Genomic DNA, 23,749 nt, shown 5'->3' on the forward strand with positions numbered 1-23,749 from the left:
ATAGAAATCCCGAGGTTTATCCATGCTCCGCATTCATTTTCACGCCGCGGCCGCCGCCGCGCTCGCCATCCGCCTTGCGCCGCTCATACTGGCATCCGGCGCGGTCCACGCGGCCGAATCCGTGCCTCTCTTGCCCGCCATCCCGGTGAAAGCCAATAGTGCCACCGAAATCAACAGGGCCGCATCCACCGGATCGGCGCTCAATCTCACCCCGCAGCAAACCCCGGCCAGCATCAGCGTCATCACGCGCGAACAACTGCAGCAGCGCGGCGACGCCAGCCTGGCGGACGCCGTCAGCCGGTCTCCGGGCCTGAGCAATATCGGCCATCCCGGCAACGGCGGCGCCGCGCTTTCGGCGCGCGGCTTCACCGGCTCATCATCCGTAATGCAGCTTTACGACGGCAAGCGCCAGTACGGCGGCATCGGCATCACCTTCCCTTTCGACACCTGGTCCATCGATCGCATAGAAGTGCTGCGGGGCCCGGCTTCCGTCATTTACGGCGAAGGCGCTATCGGCGGCGTGGTCAACGTCATACCCAAGAAGCCCTCGCGCGCGCCGGTGAGGAACGAAATCCAGGCCACCATCGGCAGCGACAATACGCAACGGCTGGGGTTCGGCAGCGGCGGCGCGATCGACGACAAGCTGTCCTACCGCTTCGACGCCAGCGGGAACCGCTCGGACGGATGGGTGGACATGGGAAATTCCCGCAACCTGACATTTTCAGGCGCCTTGCAACTGGACGTGTCGCCCGAATTCAGCCTGACGCTAAGCTACGCCCAGGGCTGGCAAAAGCCCATGCGCTATTTCGGGACGCCGCTGGTGAATGGGGAGCCGGACGATTCCTTGCGCAAGCAAAACTACAATGTCGGCGATGCGACGATAAAATACCAGGACCGCTGGACCGAGCTGTCGGCCCTGTGGACGCCCAACGACACGACGACGGTCCAGAGCCGCCTGTACCAGATTGAAAGCGAGCGCCATTGGCGCAACGCGGAATACTACAATTATGTGCCGGCCAGCGGCCTGATCGAGCGCAGCTCGTACACGGACATCAGGCATGACCAATCGCAGGTGGGCAATACCACCGACATCAGCTTCGACACCACGGTGCTGGGCCTGAAGAACCGGGCGGCCCTGGGCTTCGACATCAATCAGAGCGCCTTCAAGCATACCAACAACTCGCCCTATTCGGGCAGTTCCCTGGTTGACCCTTACGATTTCGACCGCGGCGGTTTCATCGATATCGTTGCCGCGACCCCGCGCTATCGCAACAAGGCCTCGCAATATTCGCTGTTCGCGGAGAACCGGCTGGAACTCACCCGGCAATGGTCCGTGCTGGCCGGCTTGCGCTATGACCATGCCGACGTGAGGCGGCGCGACCTGCCCGCGGGGCAGACCGTGCTCGACAAGACATTCTCCAATGTCGGCTGGCGGCTGGGCACTGTGTACGACATCCTGCCCAGCCTGGCCGTCTATGGGCAATACTCCGTAGCGGCGGATCCGGTGAGCGCGCTGATGATGATGTCGCCGGCGAACAAGGATTTCGAGCTGTCCACCGGCAAGCAGCTGGAATTCGGCGTCAAGCAGGCCTTCTGGGGCGACAAAGGCGAATGGACGCTGGCCGCTTACCGCATCGTCAAGGAAAAACTTCTGACCCGGGATATTTCAGATCCGGCGGTCAGCATCCAGGTGGGACGGCAGTCGTCGCGGGGCATCGAGGCCACACTGGGCGTGGAGCTCGCCGCGGGCTGGCGCCTGGACGCCAATGCCGCGCTGCTGCGCGCCCGCTATGACGATTTTTCAGAGTCTGTGGGCGGGGTTGCCGTAACGCGCGACGGCAGAGTGCCGACCGACGTGCCGCAGCGCCTGGCCAATATGTGGCTCAGCTGGCGCTTCCTGCCCCAGTGGACGGCCAGCGCCGGCCTGCGCCATGTCGGCAAGCGCTATGCGGACCGCGCCAATGACCTGGCGCTGCCCGCCTACACCACCACGGATCTGGCCCTGCAGTGGAAGCCCAAGCGGGACCTGACGCTGACATTGCGGGGTTTCAACGTGTTCGACAGGCACTATGTGGAAACGGCCTACTACAACCAGACCCAATGGTTTCAGGGGGCGGGCCGCAGGATGGAGCTCACCGCCGCCTACCAGTTCTGAAGCGGAATAGCCATGGCCATGCTCTGGACGCGCTTCAAGCGCAATATATATCTGATCCACAGATGGACGGGCATCGCGGCTTGCGGCCTCATGGCCTTGTGGTTCGTCAGCGGCGTGGTCATGCTGTTCGTGGGCTATCCCAAGCTCATGCCTGCGCAACGCCTGGCGCGCCTGCCGGTCCTGGCGGCGGCCGGCTGCTGCATTCCTGTCAGCCAGGCATTGCTGCGGGCCGGCGCGTCGGCCGCGCCGCGGGAGATAACGCTTACCTCCATCGCCGGCAGCCCCTATTACCGGCTGCGCCAGGGCGATGGCCGCTACGTCGTCGTCGATGCCGTGGCCGGCGTGCCCGGCCAGCCTGTCGGCGAGCAGCGGGCCATGCTTGCCGCGCGCGCGTTCATCCCCGGCGCCGCCGCGCGGTATCTCGGCCCCGTCGATGAGGATCGCTGGACGCATGCGGCCTCGCTGAATCCCCATCGGCCGCTGCACCGGATCCAGATGGGCGACGCCGCCCGCACGCTGCTATACATTTCATCATCGACAGGCGAGCCCGTCATGGCCGCGCCGCTGCGCCAGCGCGCCTGGAACTATGTCGGCGCCTGGCTGCATTGGCTGTATATGTTTCGCGATCGCCCGGCGGATCCAGGCTGGAGCTGGATCGTCATTGGTCTGTCGGGCGCCGGGGTGATAACGGCGCTGACCGGCACACTGGCCGGACTGTGGCGATGGCGCTTCGGCAGCCCGTATAAATCGGGCTCGCGCTCGCCTTACCGCGAGGGATGGCTGCGCTGGCATCATCTATCGGGATTGGTGTTCGCCGCCATTGTGTGCGCGTGGATCTTCAGCGGCTTGATGTCCATGAACCCTCTGGGCATATTCAGCCCGAAAGGCCAGCGCCCCGACCTGGCGGCCTACCAGGGCGGCACACCGGGCACGGCGCGGCTGGCGCTGGAGGCGCCGGAGGCGCTGGCCATGCTCGAAAGCGCCGGCTTCCACGCCCGGGAAATCGAATGGCGGGTTCTGGGCGGAATGCCCTATCTGCTCGCCCGGGACGCCGCAAACCAGACGCGCCTGATCCTGCGGGACGCGGCCGGGCCGGCGGTCCGGGCGCAATGGCCCGACAGCGTTCTGCTCGAGGCCGCCCCGCGCTTGATAAACGCGGCGATAACGTCCCAGCGTCGGCTGCTGCGCTACGACAGCTACTATTACCGCCGCTCGGCGGCGTCGATGTATGGCGCCGCCGAGCGGCGCCTGCCGGCGCTGCGCGTCAGCTTCGATGATCCCGACAAAACCTGGGCCTACCTGGACCCGTACACCGGCGACCTCGAACTGAGCTCCAGCCATTCGCAGCGGGCCGGGCGCTGGCTCTTCAATTTCCTGCACAGCTGGGACCTGCCGCCCATGCTGCGGGCGGAGCTGGCGCGCCACGCCGCGCTGATCCTGCTGAGCCTGGGAGGGCTGGTCCTGAGCATAAGCGGGATCAGGATCGGCTATATGCGCCTGCGCGCCTGGGCCGCCAAAGCTTTGCGCAAGGCGGGCGCATTTCCGCGTTGAGCTGCCGCGCCCGCCGCGGCGCCGTGGTTCTGTTATAAGATCATCTGGCGGTTACATGCAGGAAGCGGAACAATGAAGATACGAATACATGCCGCGTTGTGCATGCTCTTGATTTGCCTGGGAGCCGTGGCGATTTCCGGATGCGCGGCCCTGCCCTCGCTGGCGGACCGGACTGCCTCGCAGGCGCTTACGGACGATGAGTCCAAGGCCACCACGCTGGGCAAGGCGATTTCCCGCATGGCCGGCGCGCATCCGGGCAAGTCGGGCGTCCATTCGCTGGCGGATCCGCAAGAGGCCTTCGCCGTGCGCGCGCTGCTGGCGCGGGCGGCCGAAAAGACGCTGGACGTCCAGTACTATATCTGGCACGACGACCTGACCGGCTCCCTGCTGTTCGAAGCCTTGCATGCCGCGGCCGATCGCGGCGTGCGCGTGCGCCTATTGCTGGACGACAACAATACCTCCGGGCTGGACGGCACGCTCGCCGCGCTCGATTCGCATCCGAATATCGAAGTGCGCCTGTTCAATCCTTTCGTGATCCGCTCGCCGCGCTGGCTGGGCTATATCACCGACTTCTCGCGCGCCAACCGGCGCATGCACAACAAGTCCTTCACCGCCGACAACCGCATCACCATCATAGGCGGGCGCAATGTGGGCGACGAATACTTCGGCGCGACCGACGGCGTGCTGTTCGCCGACCTGGACGTGGCGGCGGTCGGCCCGGTGGTCAAGGATGTGTCCGACGATTTCGACCGCTATTGGAACAGCCAGTCCTCCTACCCCGCCAGCCTGCTCCTGCCGCCGGCCGAACCCGGCCGGCTGGCCAAGCTCAAGGCCGAGGGCTCCGTCCTCGAGCGCGATCCGCGCGCCGCGGCCTATGTAAAGGCCTTGCGCGACTCCAGCCTGATACGCCAGCTGGCCGACCAGACCATAGAGCTGGAATGGGCAACCACCCATATGGTCAGCGATGATCCGCGCAAAGGGCTGGGCCAGGTGCCGCCCGAACAGCTTTTGACGCACGACCTCGAACAGATCATCGGCAAGCCGAAATCCGATGTGGAGCTGGTCTCGCCCTATTTCGTGCCCTCCGCGGCGGGGGTCGCCGGCCTCACCGCGATGACCCGGCGCGGCGTCACGCTGAAGATATTGACCAATTCGCTGGATGCCACGGACGTCGCCGCGGTCCACGCCGGCTATGCGAAACGGCGCAAGCCGCTGCTGGAGGCCGGCGTCAAGCTTTATGAAATGAAGCGCCTGTCGCCCGGAACGCGCCGCAACAAAAGCGCCGGCCCCTTCGGCAGCTCGGGTTCTAGCCTGCACGCCAAAACTTTTTCCGTGGACAGCTCGCGCATTTTCATCGGCTCTTTTAATTTCGATCCGCGTTCGGCCAAGCTGAACACCGAGCTGGGCTTCATTATCGACAGCCCCGCGATGGCGCGGAGAATCAACGCGGCGTTCAACGACAGGATTCCCGAGATCGCCTATGAGGTCCGCCTCTCGGATAGCGGCGCTCTGTATTGGACGGAACAGCGCGACGGCAGGCAAATACGCTATGACACGGAACCCCACGCCAGCCTCTGGCGCCGGGCCAGCGTGGATTTCCTGTCGCTGCTGCCGATCGACTGGCTGCTCTAGATCGACATCGTAAGGCTGTGCCTGCCTTCGCCCAGAAGCAGGCGCACCGCGCCCTGGGCGCATTCGATGCGCACGCCGTCGAGCGCGGCCCGCGTGTCGGCGTAGCCGCGATCGGGCGAATTCTCGACCCGTATGTCGTATTGAGCCAGGCCGATTTTCACCGTGGCGTCGAAGCCCGGCCAGGCATCGGGAATGCAGGGTTCCAGCACCAGATAGGCCCCCTCGCGGCGTATGCCCAGTATGCCCTCGACGCCGGCGCGATACATCCACGCCGCCGAGCCGGTATACCAGGTCCATCCGCCGCGGCCGACATGCGGCGCGACCGAATACACGTCGGCGGCGACGACATAAGGTTCGACCTTGTAGCGATCGGCTTCTTGCGGCGTGCGCGCATGGTTGATGGGATTGAGCAGCGCGAACAGCCCGGCCGCCTTGTCGCCCTGGCCCAGCCTGGCGTAGGCCAGGACCGCCCACATGGCGGCGTGGCTATACTGTCCGCCGTTCTCGCGCAGGCCCGGCGGGTAGCCCTTGATGTAGCCGGGATCCTGCGGCGTCTGGTCGAATGGCGGCGTGAACAGCAAGGCCAGGCCGTCTTCGCGGCGCAACAGATGCCGCTCCAGGGACGCCATCGCCGTCGCGGCGCGCGCCGGATCGGCGGCGCCCGACAGGACCGCCCAGGACTGCGCTATGGAATCGATGCGGCATTCCTGGCTGTCCTTCGAACCCAGCCAACTGCCGTTGTCGAAGGTCGCCCGGCGATACCATTGCCCGTCCCAGGCCTCGCGTTCCAGCGCCTCTTTCAGCAAGACCGCATGGGCGCGCCAGCGCTGCGCGCGGCCCGCGTCGCGCTCCTGCGCCAGCGGCGCAAACAAGTCTATGGTGTTCCACAGGAGCCAGCCCAGCCATACGCTTTCGCCCCGGCCGCCCTCGCCCACGCGGTTCATGCCGTCGTTCCAGTCGCCGGTGCCCATCAGCGGCAGGCCAAGCTCGCCCGTCAGCGCAAGGCATTGATCGAGGCCGCGGGCGCAGTGCTCGAACAACGACCCGGATTCATCGGCGGCCATGGGCGGGAAGAAGGCGTCGTGCTCGCCAGGGCGCAGCGGCGGTCCTTCCAGGAACGGCACGATCTCGTCCAGGACGGTGGCGTCGCCGGTGCTGGCGATATACGTGGCGGCGGCATAAGCCAGCCAGACACGGTCGTCGGAAATACGGGTGCGCACGCCCTGCCCCGAATGCGGCAGCCACCAATGCTGCACGTCGCCTTCCACGAACTGGCGCCCGGCGGCGCGCAGCAGATGCTCGCGCGTGGCGCCCGGCATGGCGAACGTGAGCGCCATGCCATCCTGCAGCTGGTCGCGAAAGCCATAGGCCCCGCTGGCCTGGTAGAAGGCCGACCGGGCCCAGATGCGGCAAGCCAGCGTCTGGTAAAGCAGCCAGCCATTGAGCATGATGTCCATGGACCGGTCGGGCGTCTTGACCTGGACCGCGCCCAGCACGCTGTCCCAATGCTCCGTCACTTCCTCGAGCACCGCGTCGAGATCGGCCTGGCGATAATGGCTGATCAAGGCCCTGGCCTCCTCGGCCGACTCGCCTTGCCCGAGGAACCAGGCCACTTCCACTGTCTGGCCCGGCTCCAGGTCCACCATGCCCTGCAAGGCCGCGCATGGGTCCAGCCCGGCGCCTATCGCCCCCGACAAAGGCCTGCCTTCGACCAGAGCCAGAGGCGCGGCAAGCGCCCCGTTGCGTCCGATGAATTCAGTGCGATCGGCCGTCCAGGCGGTTTGCCGGCCGCCAAGGTCGGCGAAAGCCACCCGGCCGGGGAAAGCGGTGCCCCAGGGATTCTGGGCCAGCATGGCGCCGCTGGCGTCATCCATCCTGGTCACGATGAATGGGCCGCTGGCGCCGCGCAAGGTGCCCAGCACCCATTCCGCGTAAGCGGTCACCGACAGGCGGCGCGGCTCTTGCGTGAGGTTGCGCAAGGTCAGGCGCGAAATCTTGATGGGATCGGATAAGGGCACATACTGCAGCAGCTCGAGCGCGATGTCGTTGGCCACGTGTTCATAGCGGCTATAGCCCTGCCCGTGCCTGGCAAGATACGTGCCGCTGTCGCGCATGGGCTGCGCCGTGGGGGTCCACAGCGCGCCGCTGGCCTCGTCGCGTATGTAGATCGCCTCGCCCGCCGGATCGGCCACCGGGTCGTTCGACCACGGCGTGAGCTGGTTCTCGCGGCTGTTCTGCGCCCAGGTGTAGCCGCTGCCTTCGGCAGAGGCCTGGAAGCCGAAACCCGGATTGGCTATCACGTTGAGCCAGGGCGCGGGCGTGGACTGGCCATCGTTCAAGATGGTCACATACTCGCGCCCCTCTTTATCGAATCCGCCCAGGCCATTGAAGAACTCCAGCCCGCCGGGCATCGGCGACGGCGGCGCGCTGACAGCCGCCGCGCGGCGGCCGGCAGCTTCCCGGGGCGCGGCCGGCTGCGGCATATGGGCCAATTGCTCGGCGATGGTGCCGCGCCGGGCGAGCAGCGCAACCCGCGCCACCGATCGCAGCAAGGCCCGGGTATCGACGCTCATGAGATCCGCGCGCAAGGCATAGACCGCGCCCTGCGCCAGCTCTGCGCCGAAGCGCGGCAGCGCCTGGCTGCTGCGCACCGCCGTTTCGATGGCGATCTGCAAGTCCTGGATGTAAGAGGAGGCGCGCTCATTGATGATGACCAGATCGACCGCCAGGCGCTTCATGCGCCAATATTCATGAGCGCGCAGCAGTTGGCGGACCTGGGCGATATCCTCGATGTCCTCGATGCGCAGCAGGACGATGGGCAGGTCGCCCGAAATGGCCTGCGGCCACAGGCCCGACTGCGGGCCCGCGCCGCGCATGATGGTTTCGGACGAGGGCCTGTAGCGCGGATCGGAGTACAGAATCGGCGCGGTCAGGCGCTGGAAGTCCGCCGCCTCTTCCGCGTCGATGTCCAGATGCCGCAGCTGGACCTGCGCCTGGGTCCATGCCAGGGTCTTCGCCCGTGCGAAGGCGCTGCGATCGTGATGCTTGTCTATCAGGTCCAGCAGTTCCGCCTCCGATGGCGCGACGACCGTCCAGAAGGCGATCCGCGCGACCTTGCCGGGCGCGATCAGCATGCGGTACCGCAGCGCGAAGATCGGATCCAGGACGGTGCCGACCGTATTCGAGAGCGCGCCATCGCCCGCCATGGCGCCGGCCGAGCCCACCGAGCGCCCGCGCCCGATGAAGGCGGCGCGGTCCGACTCGTACTGCGGCTCGGCCACGACCTGGCCTTCGATGACCGCGAAATGGGCCGCCCATAGCTCGGCTTCGTCGGGCCCGCGCGTGCGCCGGGTGGCGACCAGCGCGCCGAACTCGTCGAGATGGCTGGTCTGGACGAACATCTTGGCGAATGCCGGATGGGCCCTGTCGGTAGCCGGCGTCGCCAGGACGACTTCGGCATAAGAGGTCAGCTCGATCTCGCGCGGGCGGCGCCCGCTGTTGGTCAGGGACACGCGGCGCACCTCGCCGTCGTCCTCGCCCGAAACCAGGACATCCATGGTGGTGGTCAGGGTCCCGTCGCGGCGTATGAATTCGGCGCAATCCTCGGCGAATATCACCTCCTCATGCTCAGCGGCGCCGCCGACGGGCTGCATGCCGGCGGACCACACCTTGCCGTTCTGCGTGTCGCGCAGGAAGATGAAGGAGCCGTAGTCATCGCGGGTGGCGTCTTCGCGCCAGCGCGTCACGGCGATATCGCGCCAGCGGCTGTAGCCCGCCCCGGCGGCCGTCAGCATCACCGTGTAGCGGCCATTCGACAGCAGGTGGGTCGCGGGCGCGCCCGCGGCCGAGCCCGCAAGGCGGCGCACCGTGGCCACGCCGCTATTGGCCGCGGCGGCGGATACTTTCACCTCTTCGGCGCGCGGATGGGCAATGATGACATCCCTGGGCACGCGCTCCTGGAGCAGCAGTTCGCAGGCCTGGATCATCGGTTCCCGGTGAAAGCGCTCGCGCATCCGGGCATCCTGCAAGGTATTGGCGATGGCGACTATCGTCATGCCCTGGTGATGGGCCATGAAGCTGCGCACGATGGCCACGCTCTTGTTGTCGGGCAGCCGCGAAGGAGTGAAATCCAGCGCCTCGTAAAAGCCGTAGCCGCCCAGCGCTCCCATTCTGGCAAGCCTGGCGTAATTCTCGCAGGCGGCGATGGGGTCGACCATGGCCGCCAGCCCGGTCGCGTAAGGCGCGATCACCCTGTTTTCGGAAAGCCCGCGCTTGAGGCCCAGGCCCGGAACGCCGAAATTAGAGTATTGATAGGTGAACTCCATGTCGCGCGCGTTGTACGCGGACTCGGAAATGCCCCAGGGGATGTTCAGCGATTCCCCATAGTCCTGCTGGCGACGCACCACCAAACGGTTGGTCTGCTCCAGCAGGCTGCCATGGGGGGCGCGCATCACCAGCGAAGGCATGAGGTACTCGAACATGGATCCGGACCATGATATGAGCGCCGAGCCGTTGCCCAGCGGCGTGGCCGTACGGCCCAGCCGCAGCCAATGCCGCGTTGGCACGTCGCCCTTGGCTATGGCGAACAGGCTGGCCAGCCTGGCCTCCGAAGCGAGCAAGTCGTAGCAGCTCGGATCGAGGCTGTTGTCGACATGCGAATAGCCTATGGACAGCAGTTTGCGGTCGGCGTCGAGCAGGAAGGCGAAGTCCATGTCCAGCGCCATTTCCCGCGCCGTATCGGCAAGAGCCTGCAGCCTGCCCGCCAGGGACGGGTGGTCGTCCATCGCGGGCAGCCAGTCGCGGCCATGTTGGGCCATCGCATTGCCCAGCGCCTCGATCCAGAACAGCGCATCGATGGAATCCGCGTCCTCGGTGGCGGGCAGCAGGCTGTGGACCGTCTTGGCCGCCTTTTCGGCAAGCCGCCTTAGCCCCGGCAGCCACGCCTGCGCCGTTTGCGGGCCATCGAGCTTGGCTTCGATCTCGTCGAGCAGGATATTGAGCTGCCGGCCGCGCTCGCCGCTCGCGGCGGGCAGCGCGGCAATGGCCTGGCGGGCCAGCCGCAGATTATCCAGCATGCCGGAACGCGGATCGGCCAGGAATGCGCTGTCCAGCCACTCTTCACAAGCATTGGCGAGCACGATCAGGTGGCCGGCGAGATTGCCGCTGTCGACCGACGACACGTAGGCGGGTTCGAGCGCGCGCAAGTCCTGCGTGCCGTACCAGTTGAAAAAATGCCCCTTGAACCTGACCAGTTTCTGCAAGGTCGCCACCGTCGCCTCGAGCCGCTCTACGGTCTGCAAGGTGCCGGCCCAGCCGAAATCGCGGGCGGCGACAGCCGACAGCAGATACAGCCCGATGTTGGTGGGCGACGTCCGGCGCGCCAGGGCGGGCTTGGGATCCTCCTGGAAATTATCCGGCGGCAGCATGTTGTCGTCCGGCGTGACGAAGGTTTCGAAGAAGCGCCAGGTGCGGCGCGCCGTCAGGCGCAGCGCGATGGCATCGGTTCCGGAAATTTCGCTGCGCCGCGCGACCGCCAGTGAACGGCTGGCCCACAAGGCAAGCGCCGGCGCGGCCAGCCATAGCAAGGCAAAGGGCAGCGCCAGCGGCCAGGACGACGGCGCCAGGCTGAGCACCCCGGCCACGACAGCCAGCGCAAGCAATATGCCGCCCGCCATTCCCGCGTAAAAGCCGCGAAGGTCCAGCCGTGGGCGCTTGGATGACTGAGCGGCCGTGGTCCATTCGAGAAGATGGCGGCGGGTCACGAACAGGCGCAGCAGGGTCCGGATGATCGCGTCGCCCATGCGCCACGCGTGGTCGGCCAGGAAGGCGACGGAAAGCAGGGTCTGCATGCCCGCGAGCCGCAGATCGGCGGCCAGCGAGCCCAGGTGGCTGCGAAAACGGATGCCGCTGCGGCGCGGCAGCAGGGAAAACAGGCTGGGCAGGAACGCCGGGATCGCCATGCAAGCCAGGATGAACAGCGTGGCCAGCGCGCTGGCGGGGGCGGGCAGCAGCCAGCTGCAGGCCAGCGCGATCAGGGTGAAGGGCGCCAGCAGCGAGCGGCGCAGGTTGTCGAGCATTTTCCCGCGTCCCACGGAAGGCAGCGCCCGGCTGCCGCGGCCGCGGGCGAACACCCAGGGCAGCAACTGCCAGTCGCCGCGCGTCCAGCGGTGCTGGCGCTTGACGGCGACATCGTAGCGCGAGGGAAATTCCTCGACGACCTCGACATCCGAGGCCAGGCCGGCGCGCGCGAAAATGCCCTCGAACAGATCGTGGCTGAGCATGGCGTTGTCCGGCACCCGGCCCAGCAGGGCGGCTTCGAAGGCATCTACATCGTAGATACCCTTGCCGGTATAGGAACCTTCCCCGAAGAGGTCTTGATAGATATCGGATATGGCCGCCGCGTATGGGTCCATTCCGCCGGGACCGGAGAAGACCCGCTGGTAGATGGAACCCTCGCGCCCGACAGGCAGGGCGGGCGTGACACGCGGCTGGAGAATGGCGTAGCCATTGACCACGCGCTGCTCCGCGACATTGAATTCCGGCCGGTTGAGGGGATGGGCCATCTTGCCTATCAGGCGCAGCGCGGCATCCCTGGGCAGCCTGGTATCCGCATCCAGGGTGATCACATAGCGCACATCGGCCGGCACCGTCACGGCGGCCTGGCCGACCGGTATGTAGGTGGTGTCGGTGGCGCCGCGCAAAAGCCGGTTCAATTCATGCAGCTTGCCTCTTTTGCGTTCCCAGCCCATCCATTTGTTTTCGCCGGCGTTGAAAACGCGGCGGCGGTGCAGCAGGAGGAAGCGGTTGCCGCCCGAGCCCGGACCGTAGCGGCGGTTCAATTCCGCGACCGCCTCGGCGGCCGCGGCGAGCAGGGGCGCATCGCCGGGCATCACCTCCTGGTCCGCATCGAGCCCGTCCAGCAGCAGGGCGAAGGCGAGATCGCCGCCGGCGCCGCCAAGGTAGTGCACTTCGAGCCGCTCGATCTGCTCGCGCAGATCGGCTTCGCTGGTCAGCAGCGTGGGAACGGCAACCAGCGTCCTGAACGCGTGCGGAACGCCCGCCTTCAGCTCCAGGCCCGGCAGGCTCCTGGCGCCGAAAGTCCAGGAGATCGCGCGATTGACCAGCGCCGTCGCCAGTTCGGTCGCCGGAAAGAATGCCGCCAGCGCAAACCACGCGAGCCCGCCGGCCCCCAGGCCGGCAAGCCCCAGCGCCCAGAGCGCCAGCCCGATGAGCAGTACAGTAGCGGATAGTATGGTGCCCACGTAGCCGCGTATGCCCATGCGCACATTCAGGCGGCTCAGCCGCAGCCGCAGCGGCGCCTTGAAGCCTATGGCCTGTTCCAGGCCGGGGCGGCCCTCGGCAATCAGGTGATAGCCGGGATCGCCGATGCGCTGGGCCTGCTGCGCATCGGCTGCTTGCGCCTGCCCCGCGCGGGCCGCTTCCAGCGCCCGTCCGGCGACTTCCAGCTCGGACAGGGACGAACCGCGCGCCAGCTGCTCGATGGCGCTGCGGTATAGATTGCGGGTCGGAAAGTCCATGGCGGCAAAGGCGCTGGCCTCGCGCAGCCGTTCATCGACCAGGCTCATTTTCTCGAACAGCTCGGTCCAATCGATATCGGAGATCAGCCGCATGCTGGTAATGATGTTGCGCACCGTGACATTGGAGGCGCCCTGCCGCTGCTGGGCATGCAGCACGACTTCGTCGATGGAGGTGTTTTGAAGATTGAGGCGTTCCTCCAGCCAGCCCAGGGCCGGCGTGGTGCGGGGATCCTGGTTGCGCAGCCGCTTGGCCAGATGCGCGGCAAAGGCTTCGGACAAGGGGTCGGTCGCGCGCGTGGCGATGTCGGTTTCCAGGGCGAACTGTATGCTCTTGGAGCCGACCAGCCGGTCGCCCAGCGCCTCGGCGTCGGCGCGGGCTTTTTGCCCATAGCTGATCTGATCGGCCAGGCGGCGCAGGTTCTCGATGAGCACTATGCGCAGCGTGATCGCGACGGCCCACAGCTCGCCGATCGCCAGGGGCTGGACGCGCTGGTAAGCGACGATGAAGCGCCGCAGGATATCGGGATCGAAGTTGCTGTCGGTATGGGCAACAAAGGCCCAGGCGATGCCGAACACCCTCGGGTAGCCGGCCAGCGGTCCCGTGGCCAGCTTCGGCAACTGGCGATAAAAGCCGGGCGGCAAGTCTTCCCTGATTTCGCGGATCTGCTCTTCGACCAGATGATAATTGTCCAGCAGCCATTCGGCGGCGGGAACCACGCCGCGCCCGCTTTCGAGCTCGGCCGCGCTCGCCCTGTAGGCGGCGAGCAGGACCGCGGCATTGTCATTGAGCCGCTTTTGCAGCGGCGGAACCGCCGGCGGCGCCGCCGTGACCGGCTGCGCGGCGGCCAGGCTTTCCGCGTGCTGCTCCAGCCTTTCAATGCCGAAAAGCTCTTCCCTTACGGGCGCCAGGTCGTTCCATGGCGTTGCGGGGCGGTGCCAGAAAGCGTATCGAAGAACGGCGTCCTTAAACAAAGGCCGTACCCGCAAGGCGGCGCGAAATGGCCGGGGATGCTGTTTTCCTGCTTGTGCGTATTGGATCTTTAGCCACGTGGGGCTCCTTGAATGATGCGGCGCCATGCCGACCGGCATCTTGCAGCATACGCTCTATTGAGTAAAACAAAGTGAGCGTTAGTAAATGCACCCCTTTGGCGCAAGCGGGCCGCCCCGCTGCGCGCTTTACGCACCATGCTGAAGCAGCCGGCCCCGATTGCGGGCCGGACGCGGTCCCGCGGGCGGGCAAGCCGGCAGCACGGCGGCACCGGACCGAAAGTTGGCACGGCTATTGCGTATAGCCCATGGTGCTGTCCATGTAGATCGGGCCGGCCGGGCCGATATTTTCCTTTCCTCTGGAGTCATCATGAAACGTAGACTGGTTCTTAAACAACTGACCGCTGTGAGCCTATTGGCGATGTCGGGCTGGATGCCGCAGGCGCTGGCCGCCGATACGATCAAGGTCGGCATTCTTCATTCGCTTTCCGGCACGATGGCCATCTCCGAAACCTCATTGAAAGATGTGGCCTTGATGACCATAGAGGAAATCAATGCCGGCGGCGGCGTGCTGGGCAAACAGCTGGAGCCGGTGGTCGTCGATCCGGCGTCGAACTGGCCTTTGTTCGCCGAAAAGGCGCGCCAGCTGCTGGCCCAGGACAAGGTCTCGGTGGTATTCGGCGCCTGGACATCGGTTTCGCGCAAGTCGGTATTGCCGGTATTCAAGGAGCTCAACGGCCTGCTGTTCTACCCTGTCCAGTATGAAGGCGAAGAACTCGAAAAGAACGTCTTCTACACGGGGGCCGCTCCCAACCAGCAGGCCATACCCGCCGTCGAATACCTGATGAGCGAAGACGGCGGCGGCGCCAGGCGCTTCGTGCTGCTGGGCACCGATTACGTCTACCCGCGCACCACCAACAAGATATTGCGCGCCTTCCTGCACTCCAAGGGCGTCAAGGACAGCGACATCGAGGAGGTCTACACGCCCTTCGGCCATGCCGACTATCAAACCATAGTCGCCAATATCAAGAAGTTCTCGACCGGCGGGAAGACCGCGGTGGTCTCGACCATCAACGGCGATTCCAACGTGCCCTTTTACAAAGAACTGGGCAATGCGGGACTCAAGGCCACCGACGTCCCGGTCGTGGCGTTTTCGGTGGGCGAAGAGGAATTGCGCGGCGTCGACGCCAAGCCGCTGGTGGGCCACCTGGCCGCGTGGAACTACTTCCAGTCCATCAAGAACCCCGTCAACGCGGCCTTCATCGACAAATGGAAGGCTTACGCCAAAGCCAAGAACCTGCCCAACGCCGCCACGGTGGTGACCAACGACCCCATGGAAGCCACCTATATCGGCATCCATATGTGGAAACAGGCGGTCGAGCAGGCCAAGTCGACCGACGTGGACAAAGTCATTGCCGCCATGGGCGGCCAGACCTTCACCGCTCCCGACGGCTTCACGATCCAGATGGACAAGACCAACCACCACTTGCACAAGCCGGTCTACATCGGTGAAATCAAGGGCGATGGCCAGTTCAATGTGGTGTGGAAAACCAAAGGCCCGATACGCGCCCAGCCCTGGAGCCCCTATATCGCGGGCAACGAAAGCAAGCAAGGCCTTTGAGTGAATGAATCCGCCATGAGCCTGACCGCAATCCTGAATTTCTGGCGCCGCGCCGTCCTGGTGATGTTGATGCTGACACTCGCCCCCTGCGCGCTGGCGGCTGAAACCGCGAATATCGATGCGGCCCTGCTCGCTCCCCTGGCGGACGGCGACACCGGCGCCAAGCTGCAGGCTATCTCGCAGCTTGGCCAGCTGCCCCACCCCAGGGCGGCGCAGATACTGGAAGCGCTGGCCAGCGAAAACCTGTACGCGACGCCCGGCGGCCGCATTCTCATCCTGCTGGGCGACAAGCGGGCGATGGACCCCGTCGCCGGCGAACAGCTGGATCTTCCCGCGGACGCCGACAGCATAGTCATCAACAACCGGCTGCGGCGCGCGATCACCGGCGCGCTGGCCGTATCGCAGCTATTTTCCGAAAATCCGCAAGTGCGCCTGGCCGCGGCAAGACGCCTGCAGCAAAGCGGCGATGCCTCGACCGTGGCCTTGATAGCGCAGGCCCTGGCCAAGGAAACCAATCCGGACGTGCGCGCCGCGCTCGAAATCGCCCATGCCAGCCTGGAACTGAAAAGCCCCGACCCGGCGCTGCGCAAGCATGCGGCCGAGGCCCTCGGCAACACCAATAACGGCGCCTTCCGTCCCATCCTGGCCGGCATGCTGGCCAGGGACGCCGGCGGCGCCTACACCGAGCCCGACGAGGCGGTGCGCGCCGCGGCCACGGCGGCGCTCAAGCGCATCGACCGCCACCTGAGCACGATCGAATGGGCGGGCAATCTGTTCTATGGCGTCAGCCTGGGCAGCGTCCTGCTGCTGGCCGCGCTGGGCCTGGCCATCACCTTCGGCCTGATGGGCGTGATCAATATGGCGCATGGCGAATTGCTGATGATAGGCGCCTATGTCACTTACCTGATGCAGCTGTTGTTCCGGCAGTTCGCCCCGGCCTGGATAGACTGGTACGTGATTGCCGCGCTGCCCATGGCCTTCCTGGCCACCGCCGCGGTAGGCATGGCGCTGGAGCGCACCGTGATCCAATGGCTGTACGGCCGCCCGCTGGAGACCCTGCTGGCCACCTGGGGGATCAGCCTGATCCTGATGCAGGGCGTGCGCACGATATTCGGCGCCCAGAATGTCGAGGTCAGCAACCCGTCGTGGATGTCCGGCGGCGTCACGCTGCTGGGCGGGCTGGTGCTGAGCTACAACCGCCTGGCCATCATCGTCTTCGCCCTGCTGGTGGTTTTCTTTGTGTGGCTGCTGCTCAATCACACGCGCCTGGGCCTGTTCGTGCGCGCCATCACGCAGAATCGCCGCATGGCCGACTGCGTGGGCGTGCCGACCGGCCGCATCGACATGCTGGCTTTCGGCCTGGGTTCGGGCATCGCCGGACTGGGAGGCGTGGCGCTGTCCCAACTGGGGAATGTCGGACCCGACCTGGGGCGCGGCTACCTCGTGGATTCATTCATGGTGGTCGTGCTGGGCGGCGTGGGCCAGTTGGCGGGGACCGTGATCGCCGCAATGGGCTTGGGCAGCATCAACAAATTTCTCGAACCCTGGGCGGGCGCCGTCATGGCCAAAATCACTATCCTGGTGCTTATCGTGCTATTCGTTCAGAAACGCCCGCAAGGGCTCTTTGCGCCGCGCGGCAGGAGCGTCGAATGAGCGCCCCATATACGCCGGCGGCGCCGGGCCGCCTGCAGCCCGGCCAGCGCCTGTTTTCCCCCAAGGCGTGGGCGGGCCTGCTGGCGGCGGTCGCCGTGCTGGCCTTGCTGCCCTTGCTGAACCTGGCGCTGCCGCCCGGCCACCCGCTGCATGTTTCGTCCTATACGGTCGCGCTGCTGGGCAAATTCATGTGCTACGCCATGGCCGCGCTGGCGCTGGACCTGGTGTGGGGCTATGCCGGCATCCTGTCGCTGGGCCATGGGGTTTTCTTTGCCCTCGGCGGTTATGCCCATGGCATGTATCTGATGCGCGCCATAGGCCGCGACGGCGTGTATCAAAGCCATTTGCCGGATTTCATGGTGTTCCTCGACTGGAAGGAATACCCCTGGTACTGGGCGTTCACCGATCACTTCCTCTATGCGATGCTGCTGGTGGTGCTGGTGCCTGGCGCGCTGGCATTCATTTTCGGCTATTTCGCCTTCCGCTCGCGCATCAAGGGCGTGTATTTTTCCATCATCACCCAGGCCATGACGTTCGCCGCCATGCTGCTTTTCTTCCGCAACGACACGGGCTTCGGCGGCAACAACGGCTTTACCGACTTCAAGCGGATACTGGGCTTCGACATCACCGCGCCGGACACCCGCGCCGCGCTCTACTGGACCACGCTGGCCGCGCTGGCGGCGGCGCTGGTCGCCGCGCGCGCCGTCACGCAGTCCAAGCTGGGGCGCGTGCTGACGGCGCTGCGCGATTCCGAAAGCCGCCTGCGCTTCATAGGCTACGACCCGCTGGGCTTCAAGCTGTTTGTGTGGACGCTGTCGGCGGTCATGTGCGGCATTGCGGGCGCGCTGTACGTTCCTCAAGTGGGGATCATCAATCCCGGCGAAATGTCTACCGAAACCTCCATAGAAATGGTGATCTGGGTCGCCACCGGCGGCCGCGGCACGCTGATCGGCCCGATAGTCGGCGCCGGCGCCGTCAATGGCCTCAAGACCTGGTTCACCAGCGTCCTGCCCGAGTTCTGGCTGTATGCGCTGGGCCTGATTTTCGTGCTGACCACGCTATTCCTGCCTCAGGGCATAGTCGGGCTGCTGCGCCAGCTGGCGTCGCGCCGCTACGCAAGGAAAACACCATGAAGCCTTCGCGCGCGCGACAACTGCAGGAACTCCAGGCGGCGCTGCTGATGGCGGACTCGGGCAGCGATGCCCCGTATGGCCGCGTGGCCAGCCCCGGCGTCGACACCCGCCACGGCGTCATTCTGTACCTGGAGGGCATAACGGTAAGCTTCGACGGCTTCAAGGCGCTGAACAATCTGAGCCTGGACATCGGTGTGGGCGAGCTGCGCTGCGTCATCGGCCCGAACGGCGCGGGCAAGACGACGATGATGGATGTGATCACCGGCAAGACCGCGCCCACGTCCGGCACGGCCTTCTTCGGCCAGAACATCGATCTGACCAAGCTTGGCGAAACCGAAATCGCGCATGCCGGCATAGGCAGGAAATTCCAGAGGCCCACGGTTTTCGAGAACCACAGCGTTTTTGAAAACCTCGAATTGGCCATGAAAGCTGACAAGCGGGTCAAGCCCACGCTGTTCGCCAGGCTGACCGGCGAACAGGCCGACGCCATAGACTCGACGCTCGAGCTGATACGCTTGAAACATGAAGTCTGGCGCCCCGCCGGCTTGCTGTCCCACGGGCAGAAGCAATGGCTGGAAATAGGCATGCTGCTGATGCAGGAACCGCAATTGCTGCTGCTCGACGAGCCCGTGGCGGGCATGACCGACGCCGAAACCGAGCGCACCGGCGAACTGCTCAATGAATTGAAGGGACGCCATTCGCTGATGGTGGTGGAACACGACATGGACTTTGTCGCCAGCATTGCCGGCGCGGGCAAAGTGACGGTATTGCACGAAGGATCGGTGCTGGCCGAAGGCACCATGGCGCAGGTGCAGGCCGACCAGCGCGTAATCGAAGTTTACCTGGGGCGCTGAGATGCTGGATGTACAAGCTGTCAATCAATACTATGGCGGCAGCCATACCTTGCGGGGCGTGTCCCTGGCCCTGAAGCGGGGCGAATGCCTGGCGCTGCTGGGCCGCAATGGCGTCGGCAAGACCACGCTATTGAAGTGCCTGATGGGAGTGCTGCCGATCGCCTCGGGCAGCGTCCGCTTCGATGGCGTGGACATCAGCCGGCTGGCGCCGCATGAGCGCGCCGCGCGCGGCATTGCCTATGTCCCGCAGGGGCGCGACATCTTCGCCCGGCTTACCGTCGAAGAGAACATCCTGATGGGCATGGCGGCCAAGCCGGCGGCCAGCGCCCGGCGCATCAAGGGCGAGATCTTCGAGCTGTTTCCGGTGCTGCGGACCATGCTGGCGCGCCGCGGCGGCGACCTTTCCGGCGGCCAGCAGCAGCAGCTGGCCATCGCGCGGGCCCTGGTCGCGGAACCCAGGCTGGTGATCCTGGACGAGCCCACCGAAGGGATACAGCCATCCATCATCAAGGATATCGCCAAGGTGATCCGCCTGCTGCGCGAGCGCGGCGACATCGGCATCCTGCTCTGCGAGCAGTACTTCGATTTCGCCCGCGAACTGGCCGATCAGTTCGTGGTGCTCTCGCGCGGCGAGGTCGTGGCCGCCGGCGACAAGTCGCAAATCGGCGGCGACGACGTGCGCCGGCATTTGTCGGTGTAGACCGCCATGACCGCGCTCACCGATGAATGGCACGCCAGGCTGGCGCTTTCGTTCTCGCGCCAGGGCCCGCACAAGACCGTGCTCTCGGAACGCAGGCATGAAGGCCCTTTGCTGGTGCAGAAAGCCCTGTATCCCGAAGGGCCGGGGGTCTGCCACGTCACCATCCTGCATCCGCCCTCGGGCATCGCGGGCGGCGACATCCTGGCCATCGATGTCGATGTGCAGCCCGGCGCCCACGCATTGTTGAGCACGCCGGGCGCCACGCGCTGGTACAAGGCCAATGGCCGGCATGCGGCGCAGCGGGTGCACATCCGTCTGGCCGCCGGCGCGCGCCTGGACTGGCTGCCGCAGGAAAACATCTTCTTCGAGCAGGCCGATGCGGCGGCGGGCACCCAACTGGATATGCAAACCGGCGCCAGCGCCATAGGCTGGGACATCACCCAATTGGGCAGCATAGGCAAGGCCGGGCACTGGGCGCAGGGGCGGCTGCGGCTCGACACCCTGCTTACCCTGGACGGCCGCCCGATGTGGCTGGACGCCGGCGAACTATGCGCCGACGGCGCCTTGCGCCATAGCGCCAATGGCCTGGCGGGTTTCCCCGTGATGGCCACGCTGTGGGCTTTCGGGCCGCGCCTGAGCCCCGAACAAACCGAGGGCCTGGCACAAGAATTGCCCTGGCACGACAGCCTGCGCGCCGGACTCACCCACATGCCGCAGGACAAGGAACAAGGGCTCAGCCTGATCCGCCTCCTGGGGATGCATGTGCAGGATGTGAAGCGCGTGCTGATAGCGCTCTGGATGCGCCTGCGGCCGCTGCTGCTGGATACGCAAGGCGCGCGCCTGCGCCTTTGGAATACCTGACGTCTTTCAAGGAATCACACTATGGACCTCACTCCCCGCGAAAAAGACAAGCTGCTGATATTCACGGCGGCCTTGCTGGCGGAGCGGCGCAAGGCGCGCGGCGTCAAATTGAATTATCCGGAAGCCATCGCATTGATCACGGCGGCATTGATGGAGGGCGCGCGCGATGGCCGCAGCGTCGCCGACCTCATGCACTACGGCACCACCATACTGGGGCGCGACGATGTCATGGAGGGAATAGCGGAGATGATCGCCGATATCCAGGTGGAGGCCACCTTCCCCGACGGCACCAAGCTGATTACCGTTCACCACCCCATCATTTAAGCGCCGCGCCCGCCGCGCGCCGGCGGCCAGCCACTCTTTATCGGGAATTGCATATGTCCACTCCATCCCTACTTCGCACCATCGGCATCCGCGCCTGCGCCGCGGCGGGGCTCGCCCTGGTTTCGGCGGCGGCGCTGGCCCATCCCGGCCATGAACAAGGACTGTCGGGCGGCATGTTCGCCGCCGGCCTGCTCCACCCGCTGACCGGCGCCGATCACTTGCTCGCCATGCTGGCGGTGGGCATGTGGGCCGCCCTGTCCCATGCAGACATCCGGCAGGCCATCCGGACCCCCGCCAGTTTCCTGTGCCTGTTGCTGCTTGGCGCGCTGGCCGGCATCGCCGGGTTCGGCCCGCCGGCGGTCGAGCCCTTCATCATGGCGTCCTTGCTGGTGCTGGGGCTTTTGCTGGCCAGCCGCATCGCCATGCCCGGCTGGATGGGCGCCGCGCTGGTGGGTTTCTTCGCCCTGTTCCACGGCGCGGCGCACGGCGCCGAATTGCCGGCGGGCCACAGCGCGGCCGCCTTCATCGCCGGCTTCATGCTCAGCACGCTGGCCCTGCACCTCATCGGCCTGGCCGGCGGCTTCGCGCTGAAACACCGCGCTCCGTGGCTGGCGCGCCTGGCCGGCGCCGGCATAGCCGCCTACGGCGTCGCGCTGTTCGCCGGCGCGGCCTGAAAGCGGGCGTCCATTGCCTGCGCACTCTTGGGAATACGCAAAATGATACCTGGTGAAATCCTTGCCGAAGCCGGCGACATCGAACTGAACGCCGCGCGCGCCACTTGCGTGGTCGACGTCGTCAACACCGGCGACCGGCCCGTGCAGGTCGGCTCGCACTACCATTTCGCCGAAGTGAATTCCGGCCTGGAATTCGACCGCGGGCTGGCCCGCGGCTGCCGGCTGAACATCGCCGCCGGCACGGCCGTGCGCTTCGAACCCGGCCAGAAGCGCAGTGTCGAACTGGTGGAACTGGCCGGCGAGCGCAAGGTATACGGCTTCAACGGCGACGTCATGGGAGCGCTGTGATGGTAGCCATTTCACGACGCGCCTACACCGAAATGTTCGGCCCGACCATCGTCAATGGCGTGGGCGACCGCATCCGCCTCGCCGACACGCAATTGCTGGCTGAAGTGGAAAAGGACCACACGATATTCGGCGAGGAAATAAAGTTCGGCGGCGGCAAGGTGATACGCGACGGCATGGGGCAAAGCCAGCGCTCGAGCGCCGATTGCATCGATACCGTCATCACCAACGCGCTGATCATCGACGCCGTCACCGGCATCGTCAAGGCCGACATAGGCATCAAGAACGGCCTGATTTCGGGCATAGGCAAGGCCGGCAACCCCGACATCCAGCCCGGAATCACGATCGTGGTGGGCCCGGCCACGGAAGTCATCGCCGGCGAAGGCATGATAGTCACGGCCGGCGCCATCGATTCCCATATCCACTTCATCTGCCCGCAGCAGATCGACGAAGCGCTGGCCAGCGGCATCACCACCATGATAGGCGGGGGCACCGGCCCGGCCACGGGCACGCTGGCCACCACCTGCACGCCGGGGCCCTGGCATATTCATTCCATGCTTGCGGCGCTGGACGCCTTCCCCATGAATATCGGCCTGCTGGGCAAGGGCAACGCCAGCCGGCAGGAGCCGCTGTTCGAACAGGTCCGGGCGGGAGCCATAGGCCTGAAGCTGCATGAAGACTGGGGCACCACGCCCGCGGCCATCGACACTTGCCTGAGCGTCGCGGAACAAACCGACGTGCAGGTGGCCATCCACAGCGACACGCTGAATGAGTCGGGCTTCGTCGAAGATACCTTCAAGGCCTTCAAGGGCCGTACCATCCATTCCTTCCATACCGAAGGCGCCGGCGGCGGCCATGCCCCCGATATCATCCGCGCCGCCGGCATGCCCAATGTGCTGCCGGCATCCACCAACCCCACCATGCCGTTCACCGCCAACACCATAGACGAGCACCTGGACATGCTGATGGTGTGCCATCACCTGGATCCGTCGATCGCCGAAGATGTCGCCTTCGCGGAAAGCCGCATCCGGCGCGAGACCATTGCGGCGGAAGACGTGCTCCACGATCTTGGCGGCTTTTCCATCATGAGCTCGGACTCGCAGGCCATGGGGCGCATCGGCGAGGTGGTGTTGCGCACCTGGCAGACGGCCGACAAGATGAAGGCGCAGCGAGGCGCCCTGGAAGGCGACAGCGCCCGCGCCGACAACCAGCGCATCAAACGCTACATCGCCAAGTACACCATCAACCCGGCCCTGGCCCACGGCATCGGCCACAAGGTGGGTTCCATCGAAGTCGGCAAGCTGGCCGACATCGTCCTGTGGCGCCCCGCCTTCTTCGGCGTCAAGGCCCATATGGTGCTCAAGGGCGGCATGATAGCCGCCGCCAGCATGGGCGACCCGGGCGCCTCGATTTCCACCCCGCAGCCGGTGCATTTCCGTCCCATGTTCGGCAGTTTCGGCAAGGCCGTCAGGACCTCGCTGACCTTTCTGTCGCAAGCCGGCCTGGACAACCCCGCGGTGCATGGACTGGGGCTGACCAAGACCCTGGCGGCGGTTCACGGCTGCCGCGGCATAGGCAAGAAAGACATGGTGCGCAATGACTGGCTGCCGCATATTACCGTCGACCCGCAGACCTACCGGGTCATGGCCGACGGCAAGCTGTTGAGCTGCGAACCCGCCAGCATCCTGCCCATGGCGCAACGTTACTTTTTATTCTAGCCA

Annotated in this window: 14 protein-coding genes; 13 read left to right on the forward strand and 1 reads right to left on the reverse strand. The window is 65.8% G+C overall.

Annotated elements, in window-relative coordinates; genetic code table 11:
- Nucleotides 1-22 precede the first annotated feature (22 nt).
- From BUB23_RS22015 to BUB23_RS22025, 3 genes are all read left to right on the forward strand, one after another.
- Nucleotides 23-2,155 (forward strand): TonB-dependent receptor, encoded by a 2,133-nt coding sequence (locus BUB23_RS22015; protein ID WP_073108036.1) that lies wholly within the window; start codon nt 23-25, stop codon nt 2,153-2,155.
- A 12-nt stretch (nt 2,156-2,167) separates the two neighbouring features.
- Nucleotides 2,168-3,706, forward strand: coding sequence for a PepSY domain-containing protein (locus tag BUB23_RS22020; protein WP_245801351.1), 1,539 nt, complete (start codon nt 2,168-2,170; stop codon nt 3,704-3,706).
- 72 nt (nt 3,707-3,778) lie between these two features.
- Nucleotides 3,779-5,338: a phospholipase D family protein gene (locus tag BUB23_RS22025; RefSeq protein ID WP_281255575.1), complete on the forward strand. Its 1,560-nt coding sequence runs from the start codon at nt 3,779-3,781 to the stop codon at nt 5,336-5,338.
- Here the strand turns inward: BUB23_RS22025 and BUB23_RS22030 are convergent.
- On the reverse strand, nt 5,335-13,848 hold the full coding sequence (locus BUB23_RS22030) for a GH36-type glycosyl hydrolase domain-containing protein (RefSeq protein ID WP_073108226.1): 8,514 nt from the start codon (nt 13,846-13,848) through the stop codon (nt 5,335-5,337). The two genes, BUB23_RS22025 and BUB23_RS22030, sit on opposite strands and share 4 nt — an antisense overlap.
- 385 nt (nt 13,849-14,233) lie before the next feature.
- Between BUB23_RS22030 and urtA the strand changes: the two genes are divergently transcribed.
- From urtA to ureC, 10 genes are read left to right on the forward strand one after another with little or no spacing between them, the layout of a single operon-like run.
- Nucleotides 14,234-15,484: an urea ABC transporter substrate-binding protein gene (gene urtA, locus BUB23_RS22035; protein WP_073108039.1), complete on the forward strand. Its 1,251-nt coding sequence runs from the start codon at nt 14,234-14,236 to the stop codon at nt 15,482-15,484.
- Between the two features lie 15 nt (nt 15,485-15,499).
- Nucleotides 15,500-17,137: an urea ABC transporter permease subunit UrtB gene (gene urtB, locus BUB23_RS22040; protein ID WP_084136194.1), complete on the forward strand. Its 1,638-nt coding sequence runs from the start codon at nt 15,500-15,502 to the stop codon at nt 17,135-17,137.
- On the forward strand, nt 17,134-18,270 hold the full coding sequence (urtC, locus tag BUB23_RS22045; RefSeq protein ID WP_073108041.1) for an urea ABC transporter permease subunit UrtC: 1,137 nt from the start codon (nt 17,134-17,136) through the stop codon (nt 18,268-18,270). The genes urtB and urtC overlap by 4 nt, the downstream gene beginning before the upstream one ends.
- A gap of 47 nt (nt 18,271-18,317) precedes the next feature.
- On the forward strand, nt 18,318-19,124 hold the full coding sequence (gene urtD, locus BUB23_RS22050; protein WP_143161094.1) for an urea ABC transporter ATP-binding protein UrtD: 807 nt from the start codon (nt 18,318-18,320) through the stop codon (nt 19,122-19,124).
- Between the two features lies 1 nt (nt 19,125).
- On the forward strand, nt 19,126-19,824 hold the full coding sequence (gene urtE / locus BUB23_RS22055) for an urea ABC transporter ATP-binding subunit UrtE (RefSeq protein WP_073108047.1): 699 nt from the start codon (nt 19,126-19,128) through the stop codon (nt 19,822-19,824).
- Nucleotides 19,825-19,830: 6 nt separating this feature from the next.
- Entirely contained in the window at nt 19,831-20,685 is an 855-nt protein-coding gene (locus BUB23_RS22060) for an urease accessory protein UreD (RefSeq protein WP_073108050.1), read from the forward strand.
- A gap of 21 nt (nt 20,686-20,706) precedes the next feature.
- Nucleotides 20,707-21,009, forward strand: a complete 303-nt coding sequence (locus BUB23_RS22065) for an urease subunit gamma (protein WP_073108053.1) — start codon at nt 20,707-20,709, stop codon at nt 21,007-21,009.
- A gap of 53 nt (nt 21,010-21,062) precedes the next feature.
- Complete coding sequence (locus BUB23_RS22070; protein WP_073108056.1) at nt 21,063-21,683, forward strand: HupE/UreJ family protein; 621 nt, start codon at nt 21,063-21,065, stop codon at nt 21,681-21,683.
- A gap of 42 nt (nt 21,684-21,725) precedes the next feature.
- Entirely contained in the window at nt 21,726-22,031 is a 306-nt protein-coding gene (locus BUB23_RS22075) for an urease subunit beta (protein WP_073108235.1), read from the forward strand.
- Nucleotides 22,031-23,746: an urease subunit alpha gene (ureC, locus tag BUB23_RS22080; protein ID WP_143161092.1), complete on the forward strand. Its 1,716-nt coding sequence runs from the start codon at nt 22,031-22,033 to the stop codon at nt 23,744-23,746. The genes BUB23_RS22075 and ureC overlap by 1 nt, the downstream gene beginning before the upstream one ends.
- Nucleotides 23,747-23,749: the final 3 nt, after the last annotated feature.

The organism is Pollutimonas bauzanensis, from assembly GCF_900129885.1.
Classification (GTDB): domain Bacteria; phylum Pseudomonadota; class Gammaproteobacteria; order Burkholderiales; family Burkholderiaceae_B; genus Pollutimonas; species Pollutimonas bauzanensis.